This window comes from Dietzia sp. PP-33 (assembly GCF_033790845.1).
In the GTDB taxonomy this organism is placed as follows: domain Bacteria; phylum Actinomycetota; class Actinomycetes; order Mycobacteriales; family Mycobacteriaceae; genus Dietzia.
This window is the reverse complement of record NZ_JAMYEI010000015.1, coordinates 16,832-42,684: the sequence shown is the minus strand read 5'-3', so window position 1 is coordinate 42,684 and position 25,853 is coordinate 16,832. Positions and strand designations below refer to the sequence as shown.

At 69.6% G+C, this 25,853-nt stretch carries 24 protein-coding genes and 1 pseudogene; 9 read left to right on the top strand and 16 right to left on the bottom strand.

What is annotated here, in order from left to right:
* Positions 1–128 precede the first annotated feature (128 nt).
* From NJE57_RS18675 to NJE57_RS18660, 4 genes are all read right to left on the bottom strand, one after another.
* Entirely contained in the window at positions 129–806 is a 678-nt protein-coding gene (locus NJE57_RS18675; RefSeq protein WP_319030015.1) for a DUF4956 domain-containing protein, read from the bottom strand.
* 35 nt (positions 807–841) lie between these two features.
* Complete coding sequence (locus tag NJE57_RS18670) at positions 842–1,651, bottom strand: polyphosphate polymerase domain-containing protein (RefSeq protein WP_319030014.1); 810 nt, start codon at positions 1,649–1,651, stop codon at positions 842–844.
* A gap of 207 nt (positions 1,652–1,858) precedes the next feature.
* Positions 1,859–3,514, bottom strand: a complete 1,656-nt coding sequence (locus tag NJE57_RS18665; protein WP_319030013.1) for a HAMP domain-containing sensor histidine kinase — start codon at positions 3,512–3,514, stop codon at positions 1,859–1,861.
* On the bottom strand, positions 3,514–4,251 hold the full coding sequence (locus NJE57_RS18660) for a response regulator transcription factor (RefSeq protein ID WP_319030012.1): 738 nt from the start codon (positions 4,249–4,251) through the stop codon (positions 3,514–3,516). The genes NJE57_RS18665 and NJE57_RS18660 overlap by 1 nt, the downstream gene beginning before the upstream one ends.
* A gap of 202 nt (positions 4,252–4,453) precedes the next feature.
* Between NJE57_RS18660 and NJE57_RS18655 the strand changes: the two genes are divergently transcribed.
* Entirely contained in the window at positions 4,454–4,999 is a 546-nt protein-coding gene (locus tag NJE57_RS18655; protein ID WP_319030011.1) for a hypothetical protein, read from the top strand.
* Between the two features lie 179 nt (positions 5,000–5,178).
* On the opposite strand, the gene ccsB is transcribed toward NJE57_RS18655, so the two are convergent.
* Positions 5,179–6,207, bottom strand: a complete 1,029-nt coding sequence (gene ccsB / locus NJE57_RS18650; RefSeq protein WP_319030010.1) for a c-type cytochrome biogenesis protein CcsB — start codon at positions 6,205–6,207, stop codon at positions 5,179–5,181.
* Positions 6,204–7,907 (bottom strand): cytochrome c biogenesis protein ResB, encoded by a 1,704-nt coding sequence (locus tag NJE57_RS18645; protein ID WP_319030009.1) that lies wholly within the window; start codon positions 7,905–7,907, stop codon positions 6,204–6,206. The genes ccsB and NJE57_RS18645 overlap by 4 nt, the downstream gene beginning before the upstream one ends.
* Before the next feature lie 155 nt (positions 7,908–8,062).
* On the opposite strand from NJE57_RS18645, the gene NJE57_RS18640 reads away from it, so the two are divergent.
* Positions 8,063–8,899 (top strand): SDR family oxidoreductase, encoded by an 837-nt coding sequence (locus NJE57_RS18640; protein ID WP_319030008.1) that lies wholly within the window; start codon positions 8,063–8,065, stop codon positions 8,897–8,899.
* Positions 8,900–8,935: 36 nt separating this feature from the next.
* Positions 8,936–9,436 (top strand): SRPBCC family protein, encoded by a 501-nt coding sequence (locus NJE57_RS18635; protein WP_319030042.1) that lies wholly within the window; start codon positions 8,936–8,938, stop codon positions 9,434–9,436.
* A 54-nt stretch (positions 9,437–9,490) separates the two neighbouring features.
* Here the strand turns inward: NJE57_RS18635 and NJE57_RS18630 are convergent, their stop codons facing one another.
* On the bottom strand, positions 9,491–10,159 hold the full coding sequence (locus tag NJE57_RS18630) for a TetR/AcrR family transcriptional regulator (RefSeq protein ID WP_319030007.1): 669 nt from the start codon (positions 10,157–10,159) through the stop codon (positions 9,491–9,493).
* A gap of 117 nt (positions 10,160–10,276) precedes the next feature.
* On the opposite strand from NJE57_RS18630, the pseudogene NJE57_RS18625 reads away from it, so the two are divergent.
* A pseudogene (locus tag NJE57_RS18625) lies at positions 10,277–11,278 on the top strand (Rieske 2Fe-2S domain-containing protein).
* Between the two features lie 8 nt (positions 11,279–11,286).
* The gene (locus tag NJE57_RS18620; protein WP_319030006.1) at positions 11,287–12,378 is read left to right on the top strand and encodes a dihydrodipicolinate reductase; all 1,092 of its coding nucleotides are present in this window, start codon (positions 11,287–11,289) and stop codon (positions 12,376–12,378) included.
* Between the two features lie 78 nt (positions 12,379–12,456).
* Here the strand turns inward: NJE57_RS18620 and cynS are convergent, their stop codons facing one another.
* The 4 genes from cynS to NJE57_RS18600 all read right to left on the bottom strand — a co-directional run bounded on the left by cynS (position 12,457) and on the right by NJE57_RS18600 (position 16,585).
* The gene (gene cynS / locus NJE57_RS18615) at positions 12,457–12,906 is read right to left on the bottom strand and encodes a cyanase (protein ID WP_319030005.1); all 450 of its coding nucleotides are present in this window, start codon (positions 12,904–12,906) and stop codon (positions 12,457–12,459) included.
* Between the two features lie 77 nt (positions 12,907–12,983).
* The gene (locus NJE57_RS18610; protein WP_319030004.1) at positions 12,984–13,841 is read right to left on the bottom strand and encodes a formate/nitrite transporter family protein; all 858 of its coding nucleotides are present in this window, start codon (positions 13,839–13,841) and stop codon (positions 12,984–12,986) included.
* A gap of 213 nt (positions 13,842–14,054) precedes the next feature.
* The gene (locus NJE57_RS18605; RefSeq protein ID WP_319030003.1) at positions 14,055–15,878 is read right to left on the bottom strand and encodes a WXG100 family type VII secretion target; all 1,824 of its coding nucleotides are present in this window, start codon (positions 15,876–15,878) and stop codon (positions 14,055–14,057) included.
* A 149-nt stretch (positions 15,879–16,027) separates the two neighbouring features.
* Complete coding sequence (locus tag NJE57_RS18600) at positions 16,028–16,585, bottom strand: DUF3558 family protein (protein ID WP_319030002.1); 558 nt, start codon at positions 16,583–16,585, stop codon at positions 16,028–16,030.
* Positions 16,586–16,829: 244 nt separating this feature from the next.
* Between NJE57_RS18600 and NJE57_RS18595 the strand changes: the two genes are divergently transcribed.
* From NJE57_RS18595 to NJE57_RS18580, 4 genes are all read left to right on the top strand, one after another.
* The gene (locus NJE57_RS18595) at positions 16,830–17,768 is read left to right on the top strand and encodes a hypothetical protein (protein ID WP_319030001.1); all 939 of its coding nucleotides are present in this window, start codon (positions 16,830–16,832) and stop codon (positions 17,766–17,768) included.
* A complete protein-coding gene (locus NJE57_RS18590) occupies positions 17,768–17,971 on the top strand; it encodes a hypothetical protein (RefSeq protein ID WP_319030000.1) in 204 nt (67 codons plus the stop codon). Before NJE57_RS18595 ends, NJE57_RS18590 begins: the two co-directional genes overlap by 1 nt.
* Positions 17,972–18,165: 194 nt before the next feature.
* Positions 18,166–18,369, top strand: coding sequence for a hypothetical protein (locus NJE57_RS18585; protein ID WP_319029999.1), 204 nt, complete (start codon positions 18,166–18,168; stop codon positions 18,367–18,369).
* A 168-nt stretch (positions 18,370–18,537) separates the two neighbouring features.
* Positions 18,538–19,911 carry an HNH endonuclease signature motif containing protein gene (locus NJE57_RS18580; protein WP_319029998.1) on the top strand — a complete coding sequence of 458 codons (1,374 nt, stop codon included), beginning with the start codon at positions 18,538–18,540 and terminating at the stop codon, positions 19,909–19,911.
* 23 nt (positions 19,912–19,934) lie between these two features.
* Here the strand turns inward: NJE57_RS18580 and NJE57_RS18575 are convergent, their stop codons facing one another.
* From NJE57_RS18575 to NJE57_RS18555, 5 genes are all read right to left on the bottom strand, one after another.
* Complete coding sequence (locus NJE57_RS18575) at positions 19,935–20,795, bottom strand: cytochrome c biogenesis CcdA family protein (protein ID WP_319029997.1); 861 nt, start codon at positions 20,793–20,795, stop codon at positions 19,935–19,937.
* Positions 20,792–21,403 carry a TlpA disulfide reductase family protein gene (locus NJE57_RS18570; RefSeq protein WP_319029996.1) on the bottom strand — a complete coding sequence of 204 codons (612 nt, stop codon included), beginning with the start codon at positions 21,401–21,403 and terminating at the stop codon, positions 20,792–20,794. Before NJE57_RS18570 ends, NJE57_RS18575 begins: the two co-directional genes overlap by 4 nt.
* Before the next feature lie 3 nt (positions 21,404–21,406).
* Positions 21,407–22,027 carry a histidine phosphatase family protein gene (locus NJE57_RS18565; protein WP_319030041.1) on the bottom strand — a complete coding sequence of 207 codons (621 nt, stop codon included), beginning with the start codon at positions 22,025–22,027 and terminating at the stop codon, positions 21,407–21,409.
* A gap of 314 nt (positions 22,028–22,341) precedes the next feature.
* Positions 22,342–23,652 carry a glutamate-1-semialdehyde 2,1-aminomutase gene (gene hemL / locus NJE57_RS18560; RefSeq protein ID WP_319030040.1) on the bottom strand — a complete coding sequence of 437 codons (1,311 nt, stop codon included), beginning with the start codon at positions 23,650–23,652 and terminating at the stop codon, positions 22,342–22,344.
* Between the two features lie 81 nt (positions 23,653–23,733).
* A complete protein-coding gene (locus NJE57_RS18555; RefSeq protein ID WP_319029995.1) occupies positions 23,734–25,629 on the bottom strand; it encodes an alpha/beta fold hydrolase in 1,896 nt (631 codons plus the stop codon).
* Between the last annotated feature and the right edge of the window lie 224 nt (positions 25,630–25,853).

Below are 25,853 nucleotides of genomic sequence, written 5' to 3'. Positions count from 1 at the left end.
GCGGCGGGGCGGGGTCGCACCGTCCGGGCCAGCAGGCTCGGCTGGGTCCGCGGGTTCGGCTGGGTCCGCGGGCTCGGCCGGGTCTCGGGGTGCGGCGGAATCTCCGGCGCCTGCGGGGTCGGTCGTCATCACAGGTCCGTCTGGTCGTACCCGGTCAGCACGGTGACCCTCTGACCGGAGTTGACCTCGTTCAGCGCGGTGATGAGTTCTCCGGAGGTGCTGCCCTTCTTGAGCTGGGCCGTGAAGTTCAGCTCGGTGAGCGCCCCGCCGCGCGCGGACTCGGTGGAGACCAACTCGAACTCCGAGCAGTGGCGCACCAGCGCGTCCTCGACGAGCGAGTGGTACTCGGGCCCGGGCGGCACCTGCACCTTGACCACCTGGCGCTGCACGTCGAGCTTGAACCAGTTGAACCGGTGCATCACCACGATCACCAGGCAGATGCCCACGGTCGCGACCGCGGCGAGCACGTAGAAGCGCGTGCCGGCCGCCATGCCCACGGCCATCACCAGGAAGATGAACCCGACGTCGCGGGTCTCCTTGATCGCGTTTCGGAAGCGCACCACCGACAGCGCTCCCACCAGCGCGAACGCCCGGGCGATATTGGAGCCCACCACCAGCATGATCATCGCGATCACCATCGCCACGATGATCAGCGTCTGCACGTACGACTGGCTGTACGAGACGTTGCGGTGGGTATGGCGGTAGACCCAGCCGATCACGGAGGCGAGCACGAAGGACAGCGTCAGCGCCATGGCCACGTCGAAGACGGTGAAGGTTCCGCTGAGGTCCTGCAGATCGATAGTCATGTGTCCTGGTTCATTTCTCTAGTGAGTGGGGCCGGTCAGGCGGTCGCGAATTCGGGGGCTCCGTAGATGGAACGGGGAGCCAGTCCGAACGCCTCGACGGACTTGCAGTACTTGGAGATCCGCACCACGGTCAGCTCAAGGCGCGCGGCGAGGTCGGTGGCCCAGTACGGGACCCGCTCGTTGGCTTTGAGCTCGACGATCGCCAGCTTGGGCGGAACGATGAAGCGGTTCTGGCCACCGGAGGCGAAGTGGAAGTCGCGATCCCGGCCGTGGACACGGTGGTCGATCGTCATGCGGAGCCCGGAGTCGGCTTCGCGTCCCACGAACGCCTCGCGCACATATCCGGTGGTGGCGACGGGCCGCAGCTCCAGGGTCGAGACCAGGTTGCTGACCTCGTTGACGAACCCCTGCTGACCGGGCTCGCACTCGGGGCGGATCAGGTCGTCGAGCCAGCCGCGGGCGGTGCCGTACGGCAGCGCGAGGCGACGCTTCTGGGTGACGCGGTTGACGCGCTGCTTGATCTCCACGTGGACCGTCGAGGCGTCGGTGCACTCGGCGGGATCACCGTAGAGCCGCATCCGAAGCTTGCGGCGGAACCGCAGGCCCTCGATCTTCTCCCAGTAATAGAGCAGGTCCTGGGTGTCGTAGTACAGGGAGCTCACCGGGTAGCCGCCGTGGGGCGAGTGCGGGTCGCCGTCCATCCGGGCCGCGAGCTCCTCCCGCAGTGCGGGGACAGCGAGTTCGTCGATGAGGTACTTGATCTCGTAGCGGTTGAAGGCGTGCGGGCTGGGCGCGGGCGGGGTGGAAGCGGGCGGGCTGGGAGCGGGCGGTGTGGACGAATTCATGTATGCGGATCACTCTCTCGCTCCCCGTCCGATCCGGCGGGTGCCGGCGGAGTCGGTGAACGTGTGGTTGACTCCGCTAGTCCATCCGGCAACGCTTGGGTGTCGCTCCGCTGACGCTGGCAGTTTCCTGTCAGTGCCTGCCCAGCTCACCCCGCAGCCGCGCGCGCCAGAGGCAGCCGCATGCGAAATATCCCGTGCGGATGCACCTCAGGCGCGCGGCTGCGGGGCCTCGTCGTTGCCGTCGTCGCCGTTGTCGTCGTCGTACTCTCCCGCCCGGACGCGCGGCAACAGGACCCGGAACGTGGCCCCCTGCCCGGCGGCGGTCTCCACGTCCACGGATCCGCCGTGCGCCCCGACCAGAGAGCGCACGATCGCCAGGCCGAGCCCGCTGCCGCCGGTGGAGCTGGTGCGGGAGGTGTCGGCGCGGTAGAAACGCTCGAAGGCGCGCGCGGCGTGCTCCGGCGTCATCCCGGGCCCGCGGTCGGCCACCTCGAGCACGGCGTCGCTGCCGCGGGTACCCACCCGCACGGTCACGTCAGCGTCCGGCGGGGTATGGGTCAGCGCGTTGTCCACCAGGTTCCCGAGCACCTGACGCAGCCCGGTGTCGTCGCCCAGCACCTCCGGGGTGCCGGAGCCCTCGATCACCTCCAGCCCGACCCGCCTGTCCGGGGCGAGGAGCCGCGCGTCGTGGACGGCGTCGGCGGCCAGCGCGAGCAGGTCCACGCTCTCGCGGGCCAGCGGCCGCTGCTCGTCCAACCGCGCCAGGGTGAGCAAGTCCTCCACCATCACGCCCATGCGCTTGGCCTCGGCCTCGATCCGCCACATCAGGCGATCGACGTCATCCGAGGCGCCCAGACGATGGAGCTCGGCGAACCCGCGGATCGTGGTCAAAGGGGTGCGCAGGTCGTGGCCTGCGTCAGCGACGAATCTGCGCATGGCCGCCTCCGACCGCACCGCGGTGTCCTCCGATTCGCGGGCCGCCTCGGCGGACGAGCGGGCCGCGTCCTCGGCCTCGGCCGCATCCGCCATCGACGACTGGATCCGGGTGAGCATCGCGTTCACCGCGGCGGCCAACGTCCCGACCTCCGTGCGCGGATCACGCTCGGGCACCCGGCGGGACAGGTCGCCACCCGCGATCGCCGCCGCCGTGCGCTCGACCTCCCGCAGCGGCCGCAGACTGCGCCGCACGGTCGCGTAGGCGGCCAGCGCGAGCACCGCCAGAACCGCGATCCCGATGCCGACCTGCAGGTAGACAAGGCGCTGCACCACGGCCCGGTTCTCGGTCAGCGGGGTCGCCACGGTCACGCTCTCCCCGCCCGGACTGTCGAACCGCAGCGCCCGCCACGGGGCCGAGTCGCCGTCGGTCGACGGGACGGTCGTCGGCGTATCAGGCTCGAGCGAACCCAGCTCGGGCGTGGTGCCCTCGTCGTTGATCTCCACCACCACCTCGCCGGCGGCATCGCGGACCTGCACGAAGTAGCGGCTCGGCGGGCTCTGCGGACCGGGGGCGCGCGCCGGCGATCGCGGGGCGCCGGCGGGCCGGTCGCCGGGCAGGTCACCGGTTGGCAGGTCGCCGGCTGGCAGATCGCCGAGTGGGCGGGCCCATCCGCGCTCGGCCTCGTGCAGCGCGGCGTCGGTGCGGTCAAGCATCGAGGCATCCAGCGCGCGGGTGACGGCGAACCCCGAGACCAGCAGCGTGAGCGCCGTCAGCACCACCGCGAGCAGGACCAGACTCACCCGTAGCGGGACCGCGCGACGCCGCGAGGTGGGTGCGGCGGCGTCCGGCGGCGTTGCCTGTGACGACGAGGACTGTGACGACGAGGGTGACGACGACGAGGTGGCCGCGGCCGGGGCGGTGGGCATCAGCGTGGCTCGCGCAGGACGTAGCCGACTCCCCGGATGGTGTGGATCAGCCGCGGCTCTCCGGTGTCGATCTTCTTGCGCAGGTACGACACGTACGACTCGACCACCCCGCCGTCGCCGCCGAAGTCGTAGTCCCACACGTGATCCAGGATCCGCGCCTTGGACAGCACCGTCCCGGCGTTGACCATCAGGTACCGCAGCAGGGTGAACTCGGTGGGCGAGAGCGACACCGGCCGGCCCGCCTTGTGGACCTCGTGGCTGTCCTCGTCGAGTTCCAGGTCGGCAAAGGTGAGCCGGGAGCTGCGCTCGGCCTGGGACAGTGTGCCCGCGCGGCGCAGGATCGTGCGCAACCGCGCCACCACCTCCTCGAGGCTGAACGGCTTGGTCACGTAGTCGTCGGCCCCCAGGGTCAGCCCGGCGACCCGGTCGGCCACGGCGTCGCGTGCGGTGAGGAACAGCACCGGGGCATCGCAGCCGTCCGCGCGCAGTCGCTTGACCGCGTCGAAGCCGTCCATGACGGGCATCATCACGTCCAGGATCATCGCGTCGGGCCGGAAGCCGCGGGCCTTGTCGATCGCCTCCGCCCCCGTGCCGGCGGTCTCGACCTGGAAGCCCTGGAATCGCAGGGACACCGACAGCAGCTCGACGATGTTCTCCTCGTCGTCCACAACCAGGATGCGGGCCTCGGGCTGCGCGCCGGGCCGGGCGCCGTGGGCACTTCTCGCTGCGGGGTTCACGTGGACAGTATGCCCAGTGGTGCTGCGCGTTCTCCGGCAGTTCGCTGGCAGATTGCTGGGAGCCCTCCCCACGCTCGGGAATGCCGCCTGACCTGGGGCGCCCTGCAGAAGGGTTGCAGGGCGCCCCAGGTCAGCGCACGTTTCGGAGCGGCTGCCGGCCGAACCGAAGACCGTCCGCGCTCTCGTGGGGCAGCATGAGGACATGACCAAGCCCTCCAACACCTCCGCCATTACCGCAGCCACCGGCCGGTCGTGGGACGACTGGGTCGAGCTGCTCGAGCAGGCCGGGGCGCGGGAGTTGCCGCACTCGGCGATCGCGCGAAAGACCCTCGAGTTGATGCCCGAGTCGGTGGAGCGCCGGGAGTGGTGGGCCCAGGGCACCGCCATCGCGTACGAGCAGCACGCCGGACTGCGGGTCCCGGGCCAGTCCTGCACCGGTGACTTCCAGCTGTCCGCCTCGCGCACGGTCAGCGGCGACAAGGACGCGGCACTGCACGCGTGGCAGGAACTGGTCGGCGGGCTCGAGGAGTTCGGCGGGGTCGCGGTGGAGGCCCCCGCGGCAACGTCGAGTAGCGAGAAGTGGCGCTACTGGCGGGTCCCGCTGGCAGACGGCACGCGCGTGGCGGTGAACTTCAGCGACAAGGCTTCAGGCAAGTGCGCGGTGGGTCTGGCGCACACCAAGCTCGACTCTGCCGAGGCGATCGAGTACTGGCGGCCCGTCTGGAAGGGCCTGCTCGCGCGACTCTGAGGCCGGCTGCGGATCTGGCTCGGGCTCGGGCCGCCCACAGAAATCCGCTCCCGGCGATGAACTCTCGCGCGTACCGCTGCGCAGGCGAGAATGCATGGCCAGGAGCGGCTGTGCGAAGTGCGAGCATCTGCGCGCGCGGATGCCCACACGCCGATGCCCGCGCGCGGAGGCGACTCGGGTCAGGTCAGGCCGGCGTAGGAGTGCAGGCCCGAGACAACGATGTTGATGAAGAACAGGTTGAAGATCAGCACACTGAACCCGGCGAGGTTGATCCACGCCGCCTTCTTGGCGCCCCAGCCGCTGGTCGCGCGCGCGTGCAGATAGCCCGCGTAGAGCACCCAGGAGACGAACGACGCCGTCTCCTTGGGATCCCAGCCCCAGAAGCGGCCCCACGCGCTCTCGGCCCACACCGCGCCGAGGAGGACGCCCACGCCGAAGATCGGGAACGCGATCACCGTGGTGCGGTACGCCAGGCGATCGAGGGTGTCGGCGTTCGGCAGTGGACGCACCAGCCGCGCGCCCCAGCCGTGCTCGGCGCCCTGCGGCTGCCACACCCGCAGCAGGTACATGACCGAGGCCACGCCGGCGATCAGGAAGATCCCCGAGCCCAGCGAGATGATGGACACGTGGATCGGCAGCCAGTACGAGCGCAGCGCCGGCACGACGGGAGCGGCCTCGGAGTACAGGTGGGTACCGCCGAAGAACAGCAGCGCCAGCACCGGCACCAGCACGAACGGCCACGCCACCTGCAGCGCAGGCTTACGCAGGAACACCAACCCGGTGCCCACCCCCAGCAGCGTGGTGGCCAGGATGAACTCGTACATGTTGCCCCACGGGAACCGGTCCGTGGCGAGCCCCCGCAGGAGCAGCGCAGCGGCCTGCAACACGAACGCGACCATCACGAACAGCTGCGCGATCCGCGCCCAGCGCATACTGCCCGCCGAGGCGCGGTCCTCGTCGCCGGTGTCGGTGAGAGAGGTGGACTCGGTCAACACGGGATCGTCGAATCCGGGACGGGTCAGCCCCGGCCCACCGGCGCCCACGAGCTCCTTCTCCGAGGCCTTGGGCACACGGAAGCCCGCGTAGTAGATCATCGACGCGAGCAGCGCCAATGCGTAGATGCCGAACGCCGAGCGAAACGCCAGGTCGCTGTACGTCGAGAGCGCCTCGTTGACGGGCATGCCCTGGGCGAGGGTCAGAGTGATCACCGGGTGTCGTCCTTCCGCGGGTCGTCGCCGGTCGTGCCGCGACTGGTTGCAGTGTGCTCCGAGTCAGCTCGGTCGGGCAAGGTGGAGCCGGGCGGGACGGGGGTGACGGCCGCCGTCGCGACCAGCCGATCCCTCAGCTCGTCGAACTCCGAGCCCCAGCCCGATCGGTCGGTCTTGGCGAGGCCTCCCAGCTCGACGCGGGTCACGTTGTCGTCGTCGACACTCACGCGCGCCCAGATCCTCCGGCGCCGCACCATCAACGAGAGCACCAACCCGGCCATCATCACCGCGGCCGAGACACCCACCCAGATCTGCGTGGGGTCCTCCGAGACCTGGATGTTGATGAACTCCTCGGCGCCGTCGAACCGCACCTCTGTGCCGTCGGGCAGGGTCGTGGATTCGCCGGGCATGAGGTTGACGCGCGCCTGGCGCTCGAGGGCGCCCGACTCGATGAGGTCCGAGTCCAGCGAGAAGACCGACTGCGGCCGCCCGGTGTCGAGGCCGGCATCGCCCTGGTAGACGTCGATCGCCACGGCCGGGTCGTCCATCCGCGGGAAGCGTGAGCTCAAGATGGTGCCGTCGAACGACGCGGTGGGCGCGAACAGCCCCTGCACGGCGATCTGCTGCTCGCGCCGCTCGGCCAGATCCGGGTACAGACCGGCCGGCGGGTCGAAGCGCATGATGCCCGAGGACAGGAAGGTCTGCAGCTCGGTGGGCTGCCAGTGCTGGGTGTCCGTGCGGGTCTCGCCGTTCGGGAAGGTCACCGTGAACGTGGGCGCGAAGCCGTGACCCTGCAGGTAGACGCGGGTCGAGCCGATGCGCAGTGGGTGGTTGACCCGCATCTGGAACGACTCCCACGTGTCCGGGTCGGTGGTGGTGACCTCCTCGGTGTACCGCACGTTGGAGGTGAACATCTCGGCCTGGCCGTTGGGCAGGTAGTCCGCGCGGAAGTCCTCGATCTTGATGCAGAACTGCTCGAGATCCGTGCCGTCCACCAGCAGGCCCGCGCGGAACGCGTCGTAGGCGCTGGGGGTGGTGTTGCAGAACGCCGGCGACTCCTCGTTGGCGATGATCACCCGCATGCCCTCGGCGTAGACGAACTTGCCGGCGGCGAACATGATGAGCAGGGCGAGGAGGCCGAAGTGGAAGACGATGTTGCCGACCTCCCGCGCGTACCCGCGTTCCGAGGACAACTCGATGGTGCCGGGGACGCGGCCGTCGCCGTCGTTGCGGCGCACTCGTCCCTTGAGCTCGCGCCGGACCTGATCGGCGGCCTGCTCGGGTGGGGCCGCGGTGCGGTACGCCGCGTGATGGGGTAGCCGCGACAGGTTGCGGGGCGTCAGCGGCGGCGGCGTGCGCAACTGCCTGACCAGCTCGAAACAGCGCGGGGTGAGGCATCCGACCAGCGAGACGAACAGAAGCACGTAGATGGCGGTGAACCACCAGCTGGAGAACACGTCGAACAATTGGAGTTTGTCGTAGGTCTCGCCCAGCCAGCCGTTCTCGGCGATGTAGTCGTTGACGTTGCCCTCGTTGAGGCTGCGCTGGGGCAGGAGCGCGCCCGGGATCGCGGCCACGGCCAGGAGGAACAACAGGATCAGCGCCGTCCGCATGGCGGTAAGGGTTCGCCAGGAGCTGCGGAGGAAGGCGGTGACTGCGCCCAGCGACGAGCGGGCGGCGGCGGTTCTGGGCTCTGGCATGGGGTCCATCTGCGGTTCGCGGCGCGCCGACCTGTCGCGGCGCCGATTTCGACCCAGGTTAGTCGGGGCCCCCTGAGCGGATTCTGTGAGGGCCGGGCCCGGCCCGGCAGCGCGGATCCGGCACAGCGAATGAGAACGTGTTCTACCCTCGTGGCATGGACCTCCAGGGCAGATCAGTCCTCGTCACCGGTGGCGGCAGTGGAATCGGCGCAGGGGTGACCGAGGAGCTGGCACGCCGCGGCGCCCTCGTCACCATCATCGGACGGGACGCCGAGCGTCTGGCCGAGACCGCACGGCGGATCGGGGAGGCCACCTCCCGCCCCGACGCGGTCCGCGCCCACGCCGCCGACGTCACGGTCGAGGATCAGGTGAGCGGAGCGGTCGCGGCGGCAGTCGACCACGGCGGCGGGCTCGACGGCGTGGTGGCGTGTGCCGGGGGCAGCGAGACCATCGGGCCCCTCACCCAGACAGACACCGAGGCCTGGAAGCGGACGGTCGACCTCAACGTCAACGGGATGATGTACACGCTCAAGCACGCGGCCCGCGCCCTGGTCGCGCGAGGCGGGGGGTCGTTCGTCGCCATCTCCTCGATCGCCGCGAGCAACACCCACCGTTGGTTCGGCGCCTACGGGGTCACCAAGTCGGCGGTGGACCACCTCGTCCGCCTCGGCGCGGACGAGCTCGGCGCGAGCCGGGTCCGGGTCAACGCCATCCGGCCCGGGCTCATCGAGACCGAACTGGTGGCACCGGTGCTCGCCGACCCCGCCCTCTCCGAGGACTACCGGGCGAGCACACCACTGCCCCGGATCGGCCGGGTCAGCGATGTCGCGCACCTGGCCACCTTCCTCCTGGCCGACGAGTCGGAGTGGATCACCGGCCAGGTGATCAACGTCGACGGCGGGCAGATGCTGCGCCGCGGCCCCGACTTCTCCCCTATGTTGGAGCCGCTGTTTGGCGCCGACGGACTACGCGGGGTCGTGGCCGATGAGTGACGGACAGTCCTGACGAGAGGAGCGGCGATGACGACCATGCACCCCTGTGAACCGGTGGACGTGACGTACACCGGCACCGCCCGGTTCCGTTTCGCCAACAGCGTGGCGATCCCCGCCACGCCAGCGCAGTTGTTTGAGATCTTCGCCGACGCCGACTCGTGGCCGCGCTGGGCCGGGGTGATCACCAAGGTGGTCTGGACCAGCGAGCCCCCCTACGGCGTGGGCACCACCCGCACCGTCCACATGCTCGGCGGACTCGTGGGCGAGGAGGAGTTCCTGGCCTGGGAGCCAGGGCGGCACATGGCCTTCCGGTTCGACTCCTGCTCCCTGAAGAGCATCCGGGCCTTCGCAGAGGCCTACGACATCGTGCCCACCGACGACGGCTGTCGCCTCACGTGGACGCTGGCGATGCACGGCAACGCGGCGACCAACCTGTCGATCTCCGTGTTCCGGCCGGTCATGAACGTGCTGTTCCGCCGCTTCCTGCGCCGGCTCAGCGCGCTGGCGGCCGAGAGATACCCGGGCGCCTCCACCTGACACCGGACGCCTCCCTCTGACCCCGGGCGTCTCCCGCCGCCTGGGCGTGCCGCTTCATGAGGTGGCGCTGTGGCCCGGGCTCGTCAGCAGCAGTCGCAGCCTCGCCGTCATGTCGTCGACAAGTACCTCCGGGTCGTCCACACGACCGGACGACACCCACTCCGACAGCCAGACCTGGAGCGCGGAGATCGCCATTCCCGCGGCGATGCGCGGATCGAGGCCGGCGAGCTCCCCCTGATCCGCCGCGGTCTGCATTCCCGCGGCGATCACCTCCAGCCCCGAGCTCCACACCGTGCGCTGGATTCCGTGGGCGCCCTCCACGCTGCTCGCCCACCCCCCGCCCGCCCGGAGATTCATGTCGAGATAGGCGGGGTGCTCCGAGAGGAAGAGGAACACGCTCCGCAGCCCGCCCAGCAGGCGCTCCAGACCGGGCTCCGCTGTGTCGGCCTCGCCCACGACCTCCAACAGGGCGTCCATCCGCGTGCGGTGCAGAGCGTCCCAGATCTCCGCCTTGCCGGAGAAGGACTTGTACACGGTGGCCAGCGACAGACCGGCGGTGGCCGCGATCGCGCTCATCGGGGTCGCGGCGTAGCCGGACCTGCCGAACTCCCGCTCCGCGGCGTGGATGATCTGCTGCCGGTACCCGTGGATCCGCTCCTGACGGGGGCTCGCGCCTGCCGCTCCGCCTCTCCCCGGCTGCACACGTGCCCCATTCCTCGTCATCGACGTACTCCTTGTGGCCTCCACACCTCGATGCTACCTTCGCAGAATCGCCATTCTGTTATTCGTAGATGGCGGTTCACACCCCTTGCCCGTCCGAGCAGAGAACGGAGTCTGGCGATGTCGAAACCCCCGCTCCCGATGAAGCCGACCGGGTGGTTCCAGGTCGCGTGGTCCGCCGAGGTCCCCGTCGGCCACGTCCACCGGGTCGCAGCGTTCGGGGAGGACCTGGTGGCCTGGCGGAGCCGGTCTGGCCGGGTCACCGTCATGGACGCGTACTGCAAACACCTCGGCGCCCACCTGGGCCACGGTGGCACCGTCGTCGACGAGACCATCCAGTGCCCCTTCCACGGCTGGCAGTGGAATTCGGACGGCCGCAACACCGCCATCCCCTACGCGGATCGTCCGAACCTCGGCCGCAAGATCAGGACCTACCCGGTGGTCGAGCGCAACGAGTCGCTCTACATCTGGCACGACCTGGAGGGCCGGGCCCCGTACTTCGACGTCCCCGACGTCTTTGCCAGCTGAGACGACGGGACGAGCGCCGAGGACTACCACCCGTGCCACCCGCGGACCACGCTCTACGAGGAGCGACTTCAACTCCACGCGCAGTACGTCCTGGAGAACGGGGTCGACTTCGCGCACTTCGAGTTCGTCCACAAGGTGCCGATCATCCCGGTCTTCACCCGGCAGGACTTCGACGGCCCGGTCTCCTACGTCGACTTCACCATCGCGTTCGAGGGCTCACCGGGATCGATCGAGGAGGTCGACAGCGGGGTCGAGGCCATCAACGGCGGGCTGGGAGTGGCCGTGACCCGCAGCCACGGGATGCTCGACAACCGCACGGCCACATGCGTCACCCCCGTCGACGACGAGACCTCCGACGTCCGGTTCTCCGTCTGGATCCGTCGGCGACCGGACCTGGGTGACGACGAGTCCGCCGAGCTCGCCGTCAAGCACGGCCTCAGCGTGATCGAGCAGTTCGAGGCCGACCTCGCCATCTGGAAGTACCAGAAGTACTCCGACCCCGCCGCGCTCGCTCCCGGCGAATACGAGGGGTTCACCGCACTGCGCCGGTGGGCTACCCAGTTCTATCCCGATCAGCCACTTCTCGAAAGGTGACACCTCAGATGACCAGCAGAACCAGTGAGCCCGCCCGCGTGTTCCAGGTCGCCACCGGCAACGTCGGCAGCGAGATGATCAGACGCATCGGCACGCACCCGGACCTCGAACTCGTGGGCGTCCACTGCTACACGCCCGCGAAGGTCGGCCGGGACGTGGGCGAGCTCGCCGGGATCGCACCGATCGGGATCCTCGCGACCGGCACCGTCGAGGAGATCATCGCGGCCCGGCCGGACGTGGTCACCTTCCACGGTGTCTTCCCGGACGAGGAGCTCTACCTGCAGGTCCTCGAGGCCGGTATCAACGTCGTCACCACCGCCGACTGGATCACCGGCCACCACCGCGACCTCAACCATCCGCACCCGTCCGGCCGCTCGTGGCGGGAGATCCTGGACGAGGCCGCCGTATCCGGTGGCGCGACCTTCTACGGCACGGGCATGAACCCGGGGCTCAACCAGATCCTCGGCCTCGTCGCCTCGGCCGACGTGGCCGACATCGAGAACGTCACGACGATCGAGTCCGTGGACGTCTCCTGCCACCACTCCGCCGACACCTGGAAAGAGGTCGGCTACGGCCGGCCCGTCGACGACCCGGAGCTGCCGGGGATGCTGCGCAAGTACACCGAGGTGTTCGCCGACTCGGTCTACATGATGGCCGACGCGTTCGACCTGGAGCTGGACGAGGCGGTGTTCGACTGCCAGTTGGGAGCCTGCACCGAGGACGTGGACCTGGGCTGGTACCAGCTCCCTGCCGGATCCCTCGGCGGCAGCTACATCAAGTACCTGGGGATGGTCGACGGGGTCTCGCGGATCGAGACGCACCTCGAGTGGCAGATGACCCCGCTCACCGAGCCCAGGTGGGACATCAAGGGCTGCTACATCACGATGATCAAGGGCGACCCGCAGATCTACAACAAGCACATGATCTTCCCCGCCCCCGGCGTCGACCTCTCCGATCCCGAGGACTTCGCGTCCATCGGCATGACGGTGACCGGACTGCCCGCGCTGAACTCCATCAGGTCGGTCATCGCCGCACCCGCCGGGGTCGTCACCAGCGCCGATCTTCCGCTCCGATCGTTCGCCGGCAGGTTCGCGAGGTAGCGGGCCGGGGTTCCTCGGCCGGGGCTCCTCGGCGGCCGCCCGGCGTCGTGCCGGGCCGCCGCCGTCGGCCGCCGGCCGTCACCAGCGGTAGTCGAGGAACTTGCCGTCCAGCGTGATCACGACCCGGTCGCCGTCGGGATCCTCGCGCCTCGCGAAGTCGACGGTGAAGTTGATCGCGCTCATGATCCCGTCACCGAACTCCTCGTGGATGAGTGCCTTGAGCGCGGGCCCGTACACCGACAGCGCCTCGGTGAACCGGTAGATCGTGGGGTCCGCCATCACCTCGGGAGGTGTGCCACGGCTGGGTTGCAGCGCGAGGCTCTCCGCCACGGCGTCGTCCAGGCCCAGGAGGTCGCACACCGACCGCGCCTGCTCGACTGTCATCGGGTGTTGGCCGAGCAGGGCCGCGGTGGTCCACACCAGCGGTGCGCCGAGGTGCTCGGCCAGTTCTGCCCAGGTGCGGCCCTGGCGGATACGGGCGGAGTCGACGTGCGCGGCGGCGTCGCGCTTGGACATGATGGGGGTCATCGAGGTTCCCTTCGGGTGATGCTCGTGTGACGGGCCGGGCGCGGGCTCGGGGCTCAGGCTCGGGCTCGGGCTCGGGCTCAGACGGTGGCGGGCTCGCGCTTGTCCTCGGCCTCGGCCGGGTCCTCGGGCAGCGGCCGCTGTGCCTTGGTGCGGGCGTGGGTGACGTACAGGGTCAGGCCCACGAAGCACAGTCCGCCGACGAGGTTGCCGATGACGGTCGGGATCTCGTTCCACACCAGGTAGTCGCCCAGCGAGAAGTCGCCGCCGAGCATCAGTCCGGTCGGGAACAGGAACATGTTGACCACCGAGTGCTCAAAGCCCATGTAGAAGAACAGCATCACGGGCATCCACATGGTGAGGGCCTTGCCGGTCACGCTCGTGGACATCATCGCCGCGACCACGCCGGTGGAGACCATCCAGTTGCACAGCACGCCGCGGAAGAACAGGGTCAGCATTCCGGCCGCCCCGTGTTCGGCGTACCCGAGGGTGCGGGCCTCGCCGATCTCGCCGAGCCGCTGGCCGACGTCGTCCGGGGTGACGTTGAAGCCGTAGGTGGCGATGAACGCCATGATGAACGCCACGGTGAGGGCGCCGGCGAAGTTGCCGAGGAAGACCAGGCCCCAGTTGCGCAGCATTCCCCGGACCGTGGCCCCTTCCCGCTTGTCGAGCAGCGCCAGCGGCACGAGTGTGAACACGCCGGTCAGCAGGTCGAAGCCGAGCAGGTACAGCAGGATGAACCCGACGGGGAACAGCACGGCCCCGAGAAGCGCGCTCCCGGTCTGGACGGTGACGGTGACGGCGAACGCGGCGGCCAGGGCCAGGATCGCCCCCGCCATGAAGGCGCGGATGAGAGTGTCTCGAGTCGACATGCGGATCTTCTTCGCCCCGGCGTCGATCATCGCGCGGGTGAAGTCCTGTGGTTGTACGTAGGACACTTCGTTGCCTCCAGCTGTGCGGTGGGTCCGTGCTCACCTGAGTGTGGACGCCCTTTGTGACGTGGTCGTTACCGCGAAACGCGAGACCGTAACCGGTCGCTCACCTCGCGCCGTCCACGCGGTGAGGCGGGTGGCGTCGCCGGACGCTGCGGGGCTCTCACCGGGGTGGGACCGGACGGGGCCGGCGGGGCCGTCAGACTTGGGACGGCGCCGCTATGTCTCGGCTGCTCGCCGCCCGATGACCCGGCCCTGGTAGGCCCTGCCTTCGTCCGGGTTCTTCTCGGGTGGGACATCTCCTGCCGCGTCATCCGGCCGGGGCGCCCGTCCCAGAACCGCGGGCGCCACCTTGACGGGTTCCCCGATGATCTCGGAGGCGTTGGTCGCGTTGGTCAGGTATCCGGCCGGAGTGTGCCCGCGGCGGCCCTCGTTCTGTCCGGCGCCTGCCGCGCCCATCATGCCCATCGGCATCATCCCCGCACGTCCGGCCTGGGCACCGCCAGTTGACGACGACGACGAGAGCGCCCCCGCCGGAGATCCCGCCGATCCTGTGCCAGCCGATGCTCCCCCTGCACCCGGGGCCGCCGGTGTGCCGCCTGGGCCCAGCGCGCCTGCTCCCGGTGCACCTGCACCCGGCCCGCCTGCACCCGGTCCGCCCAACCCGCCCAGGCCTGCGAGTGTCCCGGCGCCGCCCATCCGGGCAGCTCCGGCGCCCCCGCCTCCCGCGGCGACGGCACCGCCCCCGAGCATTCCGGCAGCGGGCCCGAATCCGCGGTCCCTCTGGGTGGAGCCGTTGCGGATACCCCGCGCCCCGGCCGCGCCCCCGCCCGCGCCTACAGGTTGGCCGTTGGCGCCCGCGACCGGCGCGAACGGCGTGGCCGCCGCATGGGTCGAGGCGTTGACTCCGCCTGCCCCCGGGCTGCCTGCGCCGAGTGCAGAAGCACCGCCCGCGCCCGCCTGTCCGGCGGTTCCCGTGGCCGCTCCCCCGCCTTCGGCCGCGCTGGCCCGCGAGGCCAGAAGCGCCTGCTCTGTAGCTGCGTCCGTAGGGGTGGTGGGCAGGCTCGTCGTCGTCGCTCCCGTTCCCTCACCCCCGCCGACCGCACCGGCCCCTGCCGGGGCACCCATGCCTCCGGCGGCGGCGAGCGCGGCTTCGCCCGGCGCGGCCGGACCGGCGGGCCGAACCACCCCGTCCACGTTCCATGCCGACATCAAGTCAAGTCCGCTCGCGCCTGCGAGTGCCGAGGTCGACACCACCCGGTATGGGTTGGGGATGTCGAGGTCGGCGAGGTTGGAGTCCATCACGGCGGGGCTGTAGACGGTGTTGACTATCGAGCGCGCCTGCTCCTCGGCGGCGTCTTGGGCTGCCTCCATAGCGGCGGCGGACTCGGGTGTCGGCGGGCCGTGGACGTAGCCGAAGCCCGGGGTATTCGCCTGAGCAGCCTGGAGCGAGAGGGACTCCTCGCCGATCCGAGTCTTCGTGGTGCGGAATCCGTCCTCGGCTGTACTCGCCTTGGTGACGACTTCTTCGAGCGCAGTGGCCAGCTTGTCCACTGATTCGGTGAACGAGCCCACCGAGGTACTGGCCTGAGCGGCGAACTCACCCTGCCACTGGCTGCCCAGCGCGGCTCCGAGGCCGCTCTTGAGATCGCCGGCCGCGGTTCCCAAACTCGTTGCGACAGTGCTGAGGCGATGGCGAATCTGCTCGAACTGTGCCGGATCCAAGGCTTGTGCTCCGGACACCATCCTCGCCAGCGGAGCGCCCGATACCTCCTCGGGTCCCACCCGGTCGTACCCGCGGGTCGCGCTCAGCCCCTCGGCGGCATCGAGCATCGAGATCGTGGAACCGAGCGAACCCATTAGCCCCAGGCTCTGCAGCCCGGCAGGTTCCTGCGCCGCCTTCCCCAATGCGGCAGCCACCGCCTCGTCCTGAGCCTCGATCAACCCGCCAGCAGCAGCGAAGAGCATGGACATGGCCTTGGCTTGATCGACGTAGCCATTCAGGAGTGTGCGGAGATCCTCCCCCACGAACAGCGAATACACCGTGCTGATCTGGCGGGCGGTGTCGAAGGCGCCGGGGGTCGAGTTCTGGCTGTCGAACGCTCCCGAATTGGCAAGCCTCCCAACCTCGCGAGAAAACAGTTGGCATGCTCGGACGCATGATTCCGCAGCATCAAGTTCAAGATGAACGGTCACCGGAAGTCTCCCTCTGGAAAGCTCGCCATTATGGGCACCATTGCTTCATCCAAGGATTCGCAAGGATCAGCGAATCGCTCGCCCTTGAATTCGTGGAACGCCCCGAATAGATCGAGTTTGGTCCAGATAGTCCCTCGCGCAGTGAAGAAGATTTGGATGCATGTCTTTTTCGTGTAATCGTCCGATTCGCCCACTCGAAGCCCTGGCCTGTCCATGACTTCGTAGCTCAGATCCTGAACCTTGAACATGTCGTCGTTCAGATAGTCATCGCGGGACTTCCACGTGGCCAGGACGCTTAGGTCGACTTCATCGGTTGACCAGCCGCAGACCATCAATCCTCCCGGCTGATGCCTGGTGTATTCGTCCACAGGCTCAACCGGCCCGCCTACCCCCTGCTCCACTGCTTCGACCGGGATTTCCGCGCACGGGTCGAACAGGGCTGGGCGCTGCTCGATCGGCAGATCCCAGGGATTGCTCGGCGCCTCAGCGGTGGTTGGGCTCGTCGTCGTCGCCTGGTCGTCCGCCTGACCCGCGACACATCCGGATAGCACCACGCACGCCGCGAGCGCGGCGGCTACTCCTCTTAATGTCCCCACGATCTGTATGACGTCCCGACTCGCCGGATGGTTCCACCGCGCTCGTGGCGGAACGGGAATGAAATCCGTAGCCCGATGGAACCGGTTGGCAGTGAGCCCCGTCGTAACTGGTGACGGCAGAAAAGGCGCGAGGGGGATCCGGGTGAGTTATTCGGCGGGGGCGGTGCGTCGGTGGGACACCGATGGGGTGATGACAGCGACGGTGGCGATCTCCGACCGTCAGGCCACTGCCGAGAAGTCGATCGAGGCCCTATCCGCGGGGCGCCTCAGCCTCACCGAGGGGTGGGAAGGCGTCGCCGCCGATGCGGTCCTGGATGCGGCCGAGGGAGAGAAACTCCACGTCAGCAGGCTCGCAGCCGGTCTCGACGATCTCAAAGACATTCTCTCCCGGGCCGCGTCCGCCCTCGGACCCGCAGTACAGGCTGTCCGCGACCGGATCGCCGACGCCGAGGCCGCAGGGCTCGTGGTGGGCGAGGACTCGGTCGGCCCCGCCCCCGGCCGCGACGAGATCACCCAGGACATCGTCGACGGCCACGTGGAAGCGCTGGGACAGGCCCTGGACACCGTTGCGTCATTGGATCAGCACTACGGCCGCGAGATCGACTCCATCGCCGAATTGTTGCATCACGCCATCCCGCCGGGGGTCGACAGGGAACCGATTCCGGGGCCGGATGCGGTGGTGATGAGTACCGCCGCCACTGTGATTTCTGGGGGCATCAAAGAAGGGGCGCCGAATCTGGCGGACGAGCACGATCCAAACACACGGGGCAGACACAAGCTCAACCCGATGTCCGAAGACAAGGGGCGCCTCAGCGCCGGCTTTCTGCGGAGACTCGGCCGGTTCGCCGGCCCTGCGGGTGGGGGGATCACGGTGTACGAGGGAATCGAGGGATACACAAACGGGGAGACCACCGCCGGGGAAGCGTTTCTCGAGACCACCGGGGCTTTAGGCGGAGGAATGGGCGGCGGGGCCATGGCAGGAGCAGCTGCGGGATCGTTCCTCGGACCAGTCGGCACGTTCGTCGGAGCCGGCATCGGAGCGGGAGTAGGCGCGTGGCTTGGGGAAGAGGCCGCTGACCGAGCTTACGACGCGGTGATTCGCGGAGAGTCAGACGACAATGCAGTCGAGGGCGGGAATTGATGACAACGAACGAGCACGATCCGACCAGCGACGACGAGGTGCCCTACTCGCGGTGGGAAGACTTCAAAGAGCGCCTGCACACAAGTTGGCGGCGCGACGACTTCAGCCGGCACACGATCTATTGGTGCATCGTCGTCTGGGTCGGATTTCTCTGCTACGCGCTCATCGTCCGCTTGGGTGAGGCTCTGGGCCTGGTGGGGTGAGGGGCCTGGTGGGGTGAGCAATCCGTCCCACCCTCCCTAAGGTGGCGGCGAAGCGGCGAGACTCAGCGCCGGATTTATGCGAACGCTCGGCCGCTCCGCTGGCCCTGTGGGCGGAGGATTCGCCATGCACGAGACATCCCGGAAACGGTAATGCGCGGAGATTCACACGACAACGCAGACGAGGGCGAAAACTCATGACAACGAACGAGCACGATCCGATCAGCGACGACGAGGTGCCGTTTTCGCGGTGGGCGGAATTCAAGCGGCTACTGATCGCGAACTGGCGTGAGGATCACTTCGGCCGGCACACGATCTATTGGTGCATCATCCTCTTGGTCGGATTCCTCTGCTACGCGCTCGTCCTCCGCTTGGGTGAGGCTCTGGGTTTGGTGGGGTGAGCTATCCGACCCGCCCCTCGCCGCCGCGACTACTCGTCTGCCGATCCAACCCTGACGCGTCGAGCCGGCGCAGGTTCGGTTCGACGTTCAGCTCCAGAATAGTTGCGTTCGAACGGTTCTGGACTGCGTCGACGGGTCGTGTCGTACCCGGGTGATCTAATCGAACACATGAGCGAGACAGGGAGTGCGGCCGCGGCGGCGGGTGAGGAGTTGAGCGCTGTCCTGGCCGCGCTCGATCGGCACCTGCAGCGTGACTGGACCGACGCCTCGCCCGGGCAGGTGCACGCCGAACTGGTGGCGCTCGAGCAGGCCCAACGCCGGATCCGCGCCACCCAGGCCCGCGTCATGGCCGCAGCCCGTCAGACCGGCACCGCCCGCCAGATGGGGTTCGTCAACGACCGGCAGATGCTCACCGGCGGGATGGGCCTGGCCCCCGGGGACGCGCGCGGCCGGCTCGACGACGCCGGGATCGCCGACTCCGCACGCATGCGCGCCAGCGGGAAAGGCACCATCTCGGCCGGACACCTACGGATCATCAGCACGGCGCTGGCCGCACTCCCCGATGAGTGTGACGACGAGGTCCGCGACCGCCTGGAGCAACAGTTGCTCGCCGTCGCCGACCAGGCCACCACCCGCCAGTTGCAGGACCACGCGCACCGACTCCTCGATGCCCTGGATCCCGGGCGCACCGAGCGCGGAGCCGACGACCGGGCCCGCCGCCGATCAGTGACCTGCACCGGCCAGGGCCTGGACCTGATGGCCCGCGCCAGCATGACCATGGACCCACAACTGGCAGCCCTGATGCGGGAGGTCCACGCCCGCTGGGGCCAACCCGGCCGCCTGTGGCCAGACCCCGACACCACAGACACCCGCACCGACGGCCAACGCATGCACGACGCGCTCGTGAACGCCCTGCAGCTGGCCCTGTCGGCCGACGCCCGCAAGACCGGGGCGCCGGCCGCGATCGTCATCCGTATGGACCTGGACCAGCTGACCACCCTCGCCGGGTGCGGGCAGAGCGACGGCGGGATCCGCGTCCCCGTGCCGCAGGCGCTGGCCATGGCCCGCGGAAACCACTGGTTCCTGGCCCTGTGCGATGAGGAGATGGACCTCAAGCTCTACCGCAGCCGCCGCACCGCCTCCCGCTACCAACGCCTCGCACTGTTCGCCGCCTACGGCGGCTGCACCCACCCCGACTGCGACCAAGACGCCCGACACAGCCAAGCCCACCACGCAGGCAAACCCTGGTCCGCCGGCGGACTGACCAACATCAACGAACTCGCCCTGGCCAGCGGCGACTGCCACGCCATGATCCACGACACAGGATGGTCGACGGTCCCCGACCGGCGGGCCCCGCAAGGAGTCAGATGGATCCCACCAGCCGGCACACCCCGCGCCCAGAACCCACCACCACCCACACCCGAACCACCACCACCGACCCCACTCGAGGCACCCGTCCTACCCTTCGCACTCCTACGCGACCTCGACCACGCACTCAGCGCCCGAACAGCGGTGGGCGACGCGCGTGATGAGGCGGCATGAATACATCCCGGTCGGGCGGGCGCTCAGATGGGAAGCGTGGTGTCCGAGATCGCGAAGTCGCGGAGCCAATCGATGAACAGCGCCCATCCGCCGGAGAGCAGCATCAGGCCCACGATGATCAGCATGACGCCGCCGAAGATCTGGATGGTGCGGGTGTGCTTCTGCAGCCACCCGACGGTGCGCATCGCCCAGGTGGAGCCGAAGGCCACCACCACGAACGGCAGCCCCAGGCCCAGGCAGTACGCGACGATCAGCAGGACGCCACGGGCCGCGTCGACGCCCGTGCCCGCGGCCACCGACAACGCGGCGGCCAGCGTGGGTCCCAGGCACGGCGTCCAACCCAGGGCGAACACCGCGCCGAGCATCGGTGCGCCGACCCACGTGGAGAGCGACTTGGGCTGCATCCGCGTATCCCGCTGCAGCGTGGGCACCAGGCCGATAAAGACGAGCCCCATGAGGATCGTCACCACACCGCCGAGCCGCTGCAGCAGCTCCTGTTGCGGCGCCAGGTACTGCACGGTGCCCAGCACCATCGCGCTGAGCATCACAAAGACCACGGTGAACCCGGCCACGAACAGCAGCGACGCCATCACCACCCGGGTGCGGGACGCGCGTCGGGTGCGGCGCTCCTCGAGGGTCAGGGTCGCCGTGGCGGCCTGCTGACGTTCGGCCGCGGCCACGGTCGCCGGCGGGCGGTCGGCACCCACCACGCTGGCCAGGTACGCCAGGTAGCCGGGTACCAGGGGGATCACACACGGCGAGGCGAAGGACACGAGTCCCGCCAGGATGCAGGCACCCAGGGCCAGCAGGATCGGGCCACTGGCCACGGTCTGCTGGAAGGTCTCGCCCACGCCTTGCGCGAGCAGGATCAGGTCCGGACTCACACCGGATCGACCTCCTCGGCCAGAATCGCGGACACGGTGTCACTCAGCTCCTCGTCGGTGATCTCGGCCAGATACACGGCGGCCACCCGGTGCTGCTTGTCCAGGATGATCGTCGCCGGCACCACAGAGGTCGGGAATCCGCGCAGGGCCGCGACCGCGGCGTTGCTCGGGTCCCAGATCGAGGGAAACGTGATGCCGTTGTCCTCGACGAAGTCGACGGGCTTCTGCCGGTTGGGGTCACGGAGGTTGATACCGAACACGGTGGCGCCCTGCGGCTCGAACTCCTCCTGCAGTCGCTGCAGATCATCGGACTCGGCGCGGCACGGCCCGCACCACTGGCCCCAGAGGTTGAGGATCACGACCTGCCCGGCAAAGTCCTCCTGCACGTTGAGCGTGCGGTCGGGGTCCAGCAGGTCAGGGCCGGCGATCGTGGCGACGGGCTTGCGCTCGGCAGGGGGGTCGTAGTGGATCTCGATCTGGCCGTCCGGGCTGACGAACTCGAACGTCTCGGGACCCGCCACCACCGCGTCGGTCCCGGTCGCGCACCCGCCGGTGACGAGGGCGCCCGCCAGCAGCAGAGCTCCGAGGGCGGCCTTGGGGCGTCGCATGGTTCAGGCTCCCGTCTGCGACGGGTCGGATGCACCCGCCGGCTCGGAGTAGACGATGTCGCGCAGGGTCGTTCCCTCGAACACCAGCGAAGTGACCGAGGCCAGCGAGCACTGCCGCGAGCGGGGATCGTGCCACAGTCGCCGTCCCTCGAGGAACCGGCGGGTGGTGTAGACGGGCAGCTGGTGGCTCACCAGGACCGCCTCGTGGCCGCGGGCGGCGTCGAGGGTGGAATACACGGCCCCGATCATCCGGTGGGCGATCTGCAGGTACGGCTCTCCCCACGAGGGCCGCATCGGGTTGATCAGGATGGGCCAGTACTGCGGGTTGCGCAGTGCACCACCCCGGCCGCCGACCTTGTTTCCCTCGAAGCGGTTGTCGGCCTCGATGATGTCGGCGTCGATCCCCACGGGCAGGCCCAGCACCTCGGCCAGTGGAGCGGCGGTCTCCTGCGCGCGCTGCAGCGGCGAGGCCACCACCGACACGATGTCGTGCCCCTGCCCCAAGGTCCGGGCGACGGTCTCGGCCTGGCTGCGCCCGAGCTCGGAGAGCCGGAAGCCCGGCAGCCGCCCGTAGAGCACGCCGTCCGGATTGTGGACCTCGCCGTGGCGGACCAGATGAACGATGGTCTGCGTCTCGGTCCCGCGGGCCGAGGAATCGCGAGGAGTCGACGACGACGAGACCGGCTCACCCGGGGCGGAGATCGTCCCCGGCTCGGCCCCGTACGCCTCGGCGCCCTCCTGCTCCCGCGGTGCGGAGGCCTCTGCCGGGCGCGCGGTGGCCGCGGACCCGCCCAGCGAGGGCGGCGCCGCGGCGGGCTCGGGATGCTCCCCGCGAAGGGGGATGGGCAGTGAGGTCGGCCCCGTCGACGGCACGTCGAGTCGCCCGCGCAGCCCCCGTCCGCGTAGCCCGCGACCGCCCAGCCCTCGACCGGAGCGGCTCATCGGATCGCAGCCGGGTCGGACGCGGCGGCAGCGGCCTCCGCGGCCACCGGCAGGGCGTCGGAGATGTGCTGGAAGTCGTCATCGGTGAGCGCGGTGGAGACGAACCAGGTCTCGAAGGCGCTCGGCGGAGCGTAGATGCCCCGGTCGAGCAGGGTGTTGAAGAACGGGGCGTACCGGAACGACTCGGCGGCCTTGGCGCCGGCGTAGTCGGTGACCCGCTGGTCGGTGAAGAACACGCTGAGCATGGTCCCGGCCCGCTGGATGGTGTTCGCCACGCCCGCGGCCTGCAGGGCGTTGCTCAGCAGCGCCTCGAGGCGGTCCGCGTTGGTCTGCAGCGTGTAGTAGCAGGAGTGGTCGGCCAACTGCAGCGAGGCGAGACCCGCCGCCACCGCCACGGGGTTCCCCGACAGCGTGCCGGCCTGGTACACCGGCCCGGCGGGGGCGAGCGCGGACATCACGTCGGCGCGGCCACCGAACGCGGCGGCGGGCAGGCCGCCGGACATGACCTTGCCGAAGGTGGTCAGGTCGCCGGCCACGCCGTCTATCCCCCACCAGCCGCGATCGCCGGCCCGGAAGCCGGTCATGACCTCATCCATCACCAGCAGTGCACCGTTGGCGGAGCACAGGGTGCGCAGTTCCTCGTTGAAGCCGGGCAGCGGAGGGACGGTGCCCATGTTGCCGGCGGCGGCCTCGGTGATCACGCAGGCGATCTCGCTGCCGTGGTTGGCGAATACCAGTCGGGCTGCCTCGACGTCGTTGTACGGCAGCACGATCGTGTCGTGGGCGGACGCGCCGGTCACCCCGGGCGAATCCGGCAGGGAGAACGTCGCCACTCCCGATCCCGCGTCGGCGAGCAGTGCGTCCACGTGGCCGTGGTAGCAGCCGGAGAACTTGACCACCTTGGAGCGGCCGGTGAATCCGCGGGCCAGGCGCACCGCGCTCATGGTGGCCTCGGTGCCGGAGTTGACCAGTCGCACCTCCTCCACGGAGGTCCGCGAGATAATCTCGCGGGCCAGGTCGACCTCGCCCTCGGTGGGGGTGCCGAAGCTCAGGCCGCGGGTGGCGGTCTCCCGGACGGCGTCGACGATCGCGGGGTGAGCGTGGCCGTGAATCATCGGCCCCCAGGAACACACCAGGTCGATATAGGTGTTGCCGTCGACATCCGTCATGCGGGAACCCCGCGCTTCACGCATGAAACGCGGGGTTCCGCCGACGGAGTTGAAGGCGCGGACCGGGGAGTTGACCCCGCCGGGGATCAGCTCACAGGCCTCGGCGAAGAGCTCGGCCGATCGGGTGGTGCCGGACAGGCCGGACGGGGTCGGGAGGGCATCGCTCGGAGTCACCCCTCCAGTGTCTCAAAGACTGCCCTCGAGTACCCCTTCGCGGTGTCAGGCCTGCGGCGGGGCGGGCGGGGCGAACATCGCCTTGACGGCGGAGTCGACCTGACCTGCCACGTCGTGCAGGGCCTTCTCGGCCTGCTGGTGCAGCTCCTGCGGGGTGGGCAGCGGGGCCGGCGCCGGGATGGCCGGCGCGGGGGCGGGGGCGGCCACGGGTGCGGTCGCCGGCACGGCCGGGGCCACGGACCCCGTCGCGGGGGCGGTCGCGGCCGGGGCCACGGATCCGGTCACAGATCCCGTTGCGGGCGCGGGCTCGGCGGCGGTACCGGCCCCGCGATGGGTGCCGTACCAGTCGTCCGCGCCGTCGACGGGGGCGGACATGCCCTGCTGCGCGGCGGCGGCCCGCTCGGCCTGGCCCCACCGGGGCAGCGGCTCCGGGGAGGGCTTGCCCTCGATGTGGCCCGGCGTGGCGACACCGGACTCGAGGAACTCCATCACCACGGCGTCGACGGCCGCGTTGCCGGAGCGGAAGGTGCCGTGATCGCCGCCGCCGACGGTGACCAGCGCCCCGCCGAGGGCCTCGACGACTCGGTGGGCACCGGCGATCGGGGTGACGGCGTCGTCCTCCGAGTGCAGCACGAGCGGCTTCTCGTCGAGCTGGTCGCCGTTCGGCTGGATGGTCTGCGCGACCGGGGCCCAGCCCACGCAGTCGTCACCGGCGGCTTCGGCCGCGGCGCGGGTCGCGAGCTTGTTGCCGCCCGTGTACCGGTCCGCCTTGGCCGCCATGACGCCCAGCTGATCCGGCGGGGAGGCGGTCTCGTTGCAGGTGATGATCGCGTTCATCTCGATGTCGGTACGGAATACCGGGGAGCGGCTCTCCTGCGCGGCGACGATCTGCGCGGCCGTCGCGGGGTCGACGCGGGCGATGTTGCCGCCGTCGTTGTAGTACTTGAGCATGTGCGCCAGCATCGGCCACGCCTGCTCGGAGTAGGTCGCGCCGACCGTGGCGTCGTACAGCCCCGTGGTGGCGTTGTTGGTCAGACCCTGCAGCGCCAGGGCGCGGCCGAGTCCCTCGGCGCGGGCGAGGGCGGGCGCGGTCCCGTTGATGGTCTCCAGCGCGGGCCGCTCGAGCGCGGTGCCCCGCAGCTCGACGGGCAGATCGCGGATCTCGGCCGGCGGCGGGGTCAGGTTGGCGGGTCCCCCCACCTCCTGATCGGTGACCCACTTCCAGGAGTGGAACACCTTCCTCGGGGTGTCGCCGAGGCCGTAGTAGTCGTCGCGCTCGGCGATCCAGGAGAAGATGTCGTTGAGACGCCGCTCCTGGGCCAACGCGCCCTGCTCGGCCTGCTCGGACCACCGCCAGTCGGGGTGGGTGTTGGAGTCGAGAACCATGCGGCCGGTGTTCTCGGGGAACAGTGTCGCGAAGTCGGTGCCGATCGCGGTGCCGTAGGACACGCCCACGTAGTCGATCTCGGCGAGCCCGAGGGATTCACGGACCGCGTTCATGTCGCGGGCCGCGTTCTCGGTGGTGAACGAGGCCATGTACGCCGGGTCGGTGCCGTAGCAGGCGTCGTGCAGCGGGTTGACGGTCGTGGGGCCGACAAAGGCGACGTCACAGTTCATCGGGTTGGAGCCGTAGAGCCCACGCGGCTGCACGGCCACCAGATCGTGGTTCTCGTACAGTCCGGCGGGGGCGGCGCCGTCGTCGGCGGGGTTCCAGAAGTTGAGCGCGTAGTTGCCGGGTCCGCCGGGATTGCCGAACACGGCCGACCGGGCCTGCCCCGAGGAGGCCTTGATCCGGGTCAGTGCGACCTCGGTCTTGGCGCCGTCGGGCGTGGAGTAGTCGACCGGGACCTCGACGGTCCCGCACTCGAGTCCGGCCGGGACGTACTCGGCCTCGATCCCGAGCATCTCCGTACAGTCCTGCCACTCGACCGGGGCGGCCACTGCCACTCCTGTGCCAAGAAGTGCGATCGCCCCGACGACCGCGGTGGTGCCAACAAAAGTGCTAGACGGCTGCACCGATCCCCGATTCCATGTTCTGTGAATGACTGCCAGACGAATCGGACGCCGCGACCGCTCAAGTTCACGAGCGTCACAAGCGTCCGAACCGCACCAAATGTAGCCTGCGGCGAGCGCCACGCGGACCAGACCCACGTCGACTCAGCGAA

Coding starts and splice junctions, on each gene's coding strand:
- NJE57_RS18675 (WP_319030015.1), bottom strand. CDS start 806: ATGACTATCGATCTGCAGGACCTCAGCGGAACCTTCACCGTCTTCGAC.
- NJE57_RS18670 (WP_319030014.1), bottom strand. CDS start 1,651: ATGAATTCGTCCACACCGCCCGCTCCCAGCCCGCCCGCTTCCACCCCG.
- NJE57_RS18665 (WP_319030013.1), bottom strand. CDS start 3,514: ATGCCCACCGCCCCGGCCGCGGCCACCTCGTCGTCGTCACCCTCGTCG.
- NJE57_RS18655 (WP_319030011.1), top strand. CDS start 4,454: ATGACCAAGCCCTCCAACACCTCCGCCATTACCGCAGCCACCGGCCGG.
- NJE57_RS18645 (WP_319030009.1), bottom strand. CDS start 7,907: ATGCCAGAGCCCAGAACCGCCGCCGCCCGCTCGTCGCTGGGCGCAGTC.
- NJE57_RS18640 (WP_319030008.1), top strand. CDS start 8,063: ATGGACCTCCAGGGCAGATCAGTCCTCGTCACCGGTGGCGGCAGTGGA.
- NJE57_RS18635 (WP_319030042.1), top strand. CDS start 8,936: ATGCACCCCTGTGAACCGGTGGACGTGACGTACACCGGCACCGCCCGG.
- NJE57_RS18630 (WP_319030007.1), bottom strand. CDS start 10,159: ATGACGAGGAATGGGGCACGTGTGCAGCCGGGGAGAGGCGGAGCGGCA.
- NJE57_RS18620 (WP_319030006.1), top strand. CDS start 11,287: ATGACCAGCAGAACCAGTGAGCCCGCCCGCGTGTTCCAGGTCGCCACC.
- cynS (WP_319030005.1), bottom strand. CDS start 12,906: ATGACCCCCATCATGTCCAAGCGCGACGCCGCCGCGCACGTCGACTCC.
- NJE57_RS18590 (WP_319030000.1), top strand. CDS start 17,768: ATGACAACGAACGAGCACGATCCGACCAGCGACGACGAGGTGCCCTAC.
- NJE57_RS18585 (WP_319029999.1), top strand. CDS start 18,166: ATGACAACGAACGAGCACGATCCGATCAGCGACGACGAGGTGCCGTTT.
- NJE57_RS18580 (WP_319029998.1), top strand. CDS start 18,538: ATGAGCGAGACAGGGAGTGCGGCCGCGGCGGCGGGTGAGGAGTTGAGC.
- NJE57_RS18570 (WP_319029996.1), bottom strand. CDS start 21,403: ATGCGACGCCCCAAGGCCGCCCTCGGAGCTCTGCTGCTGGCGGGCGCC.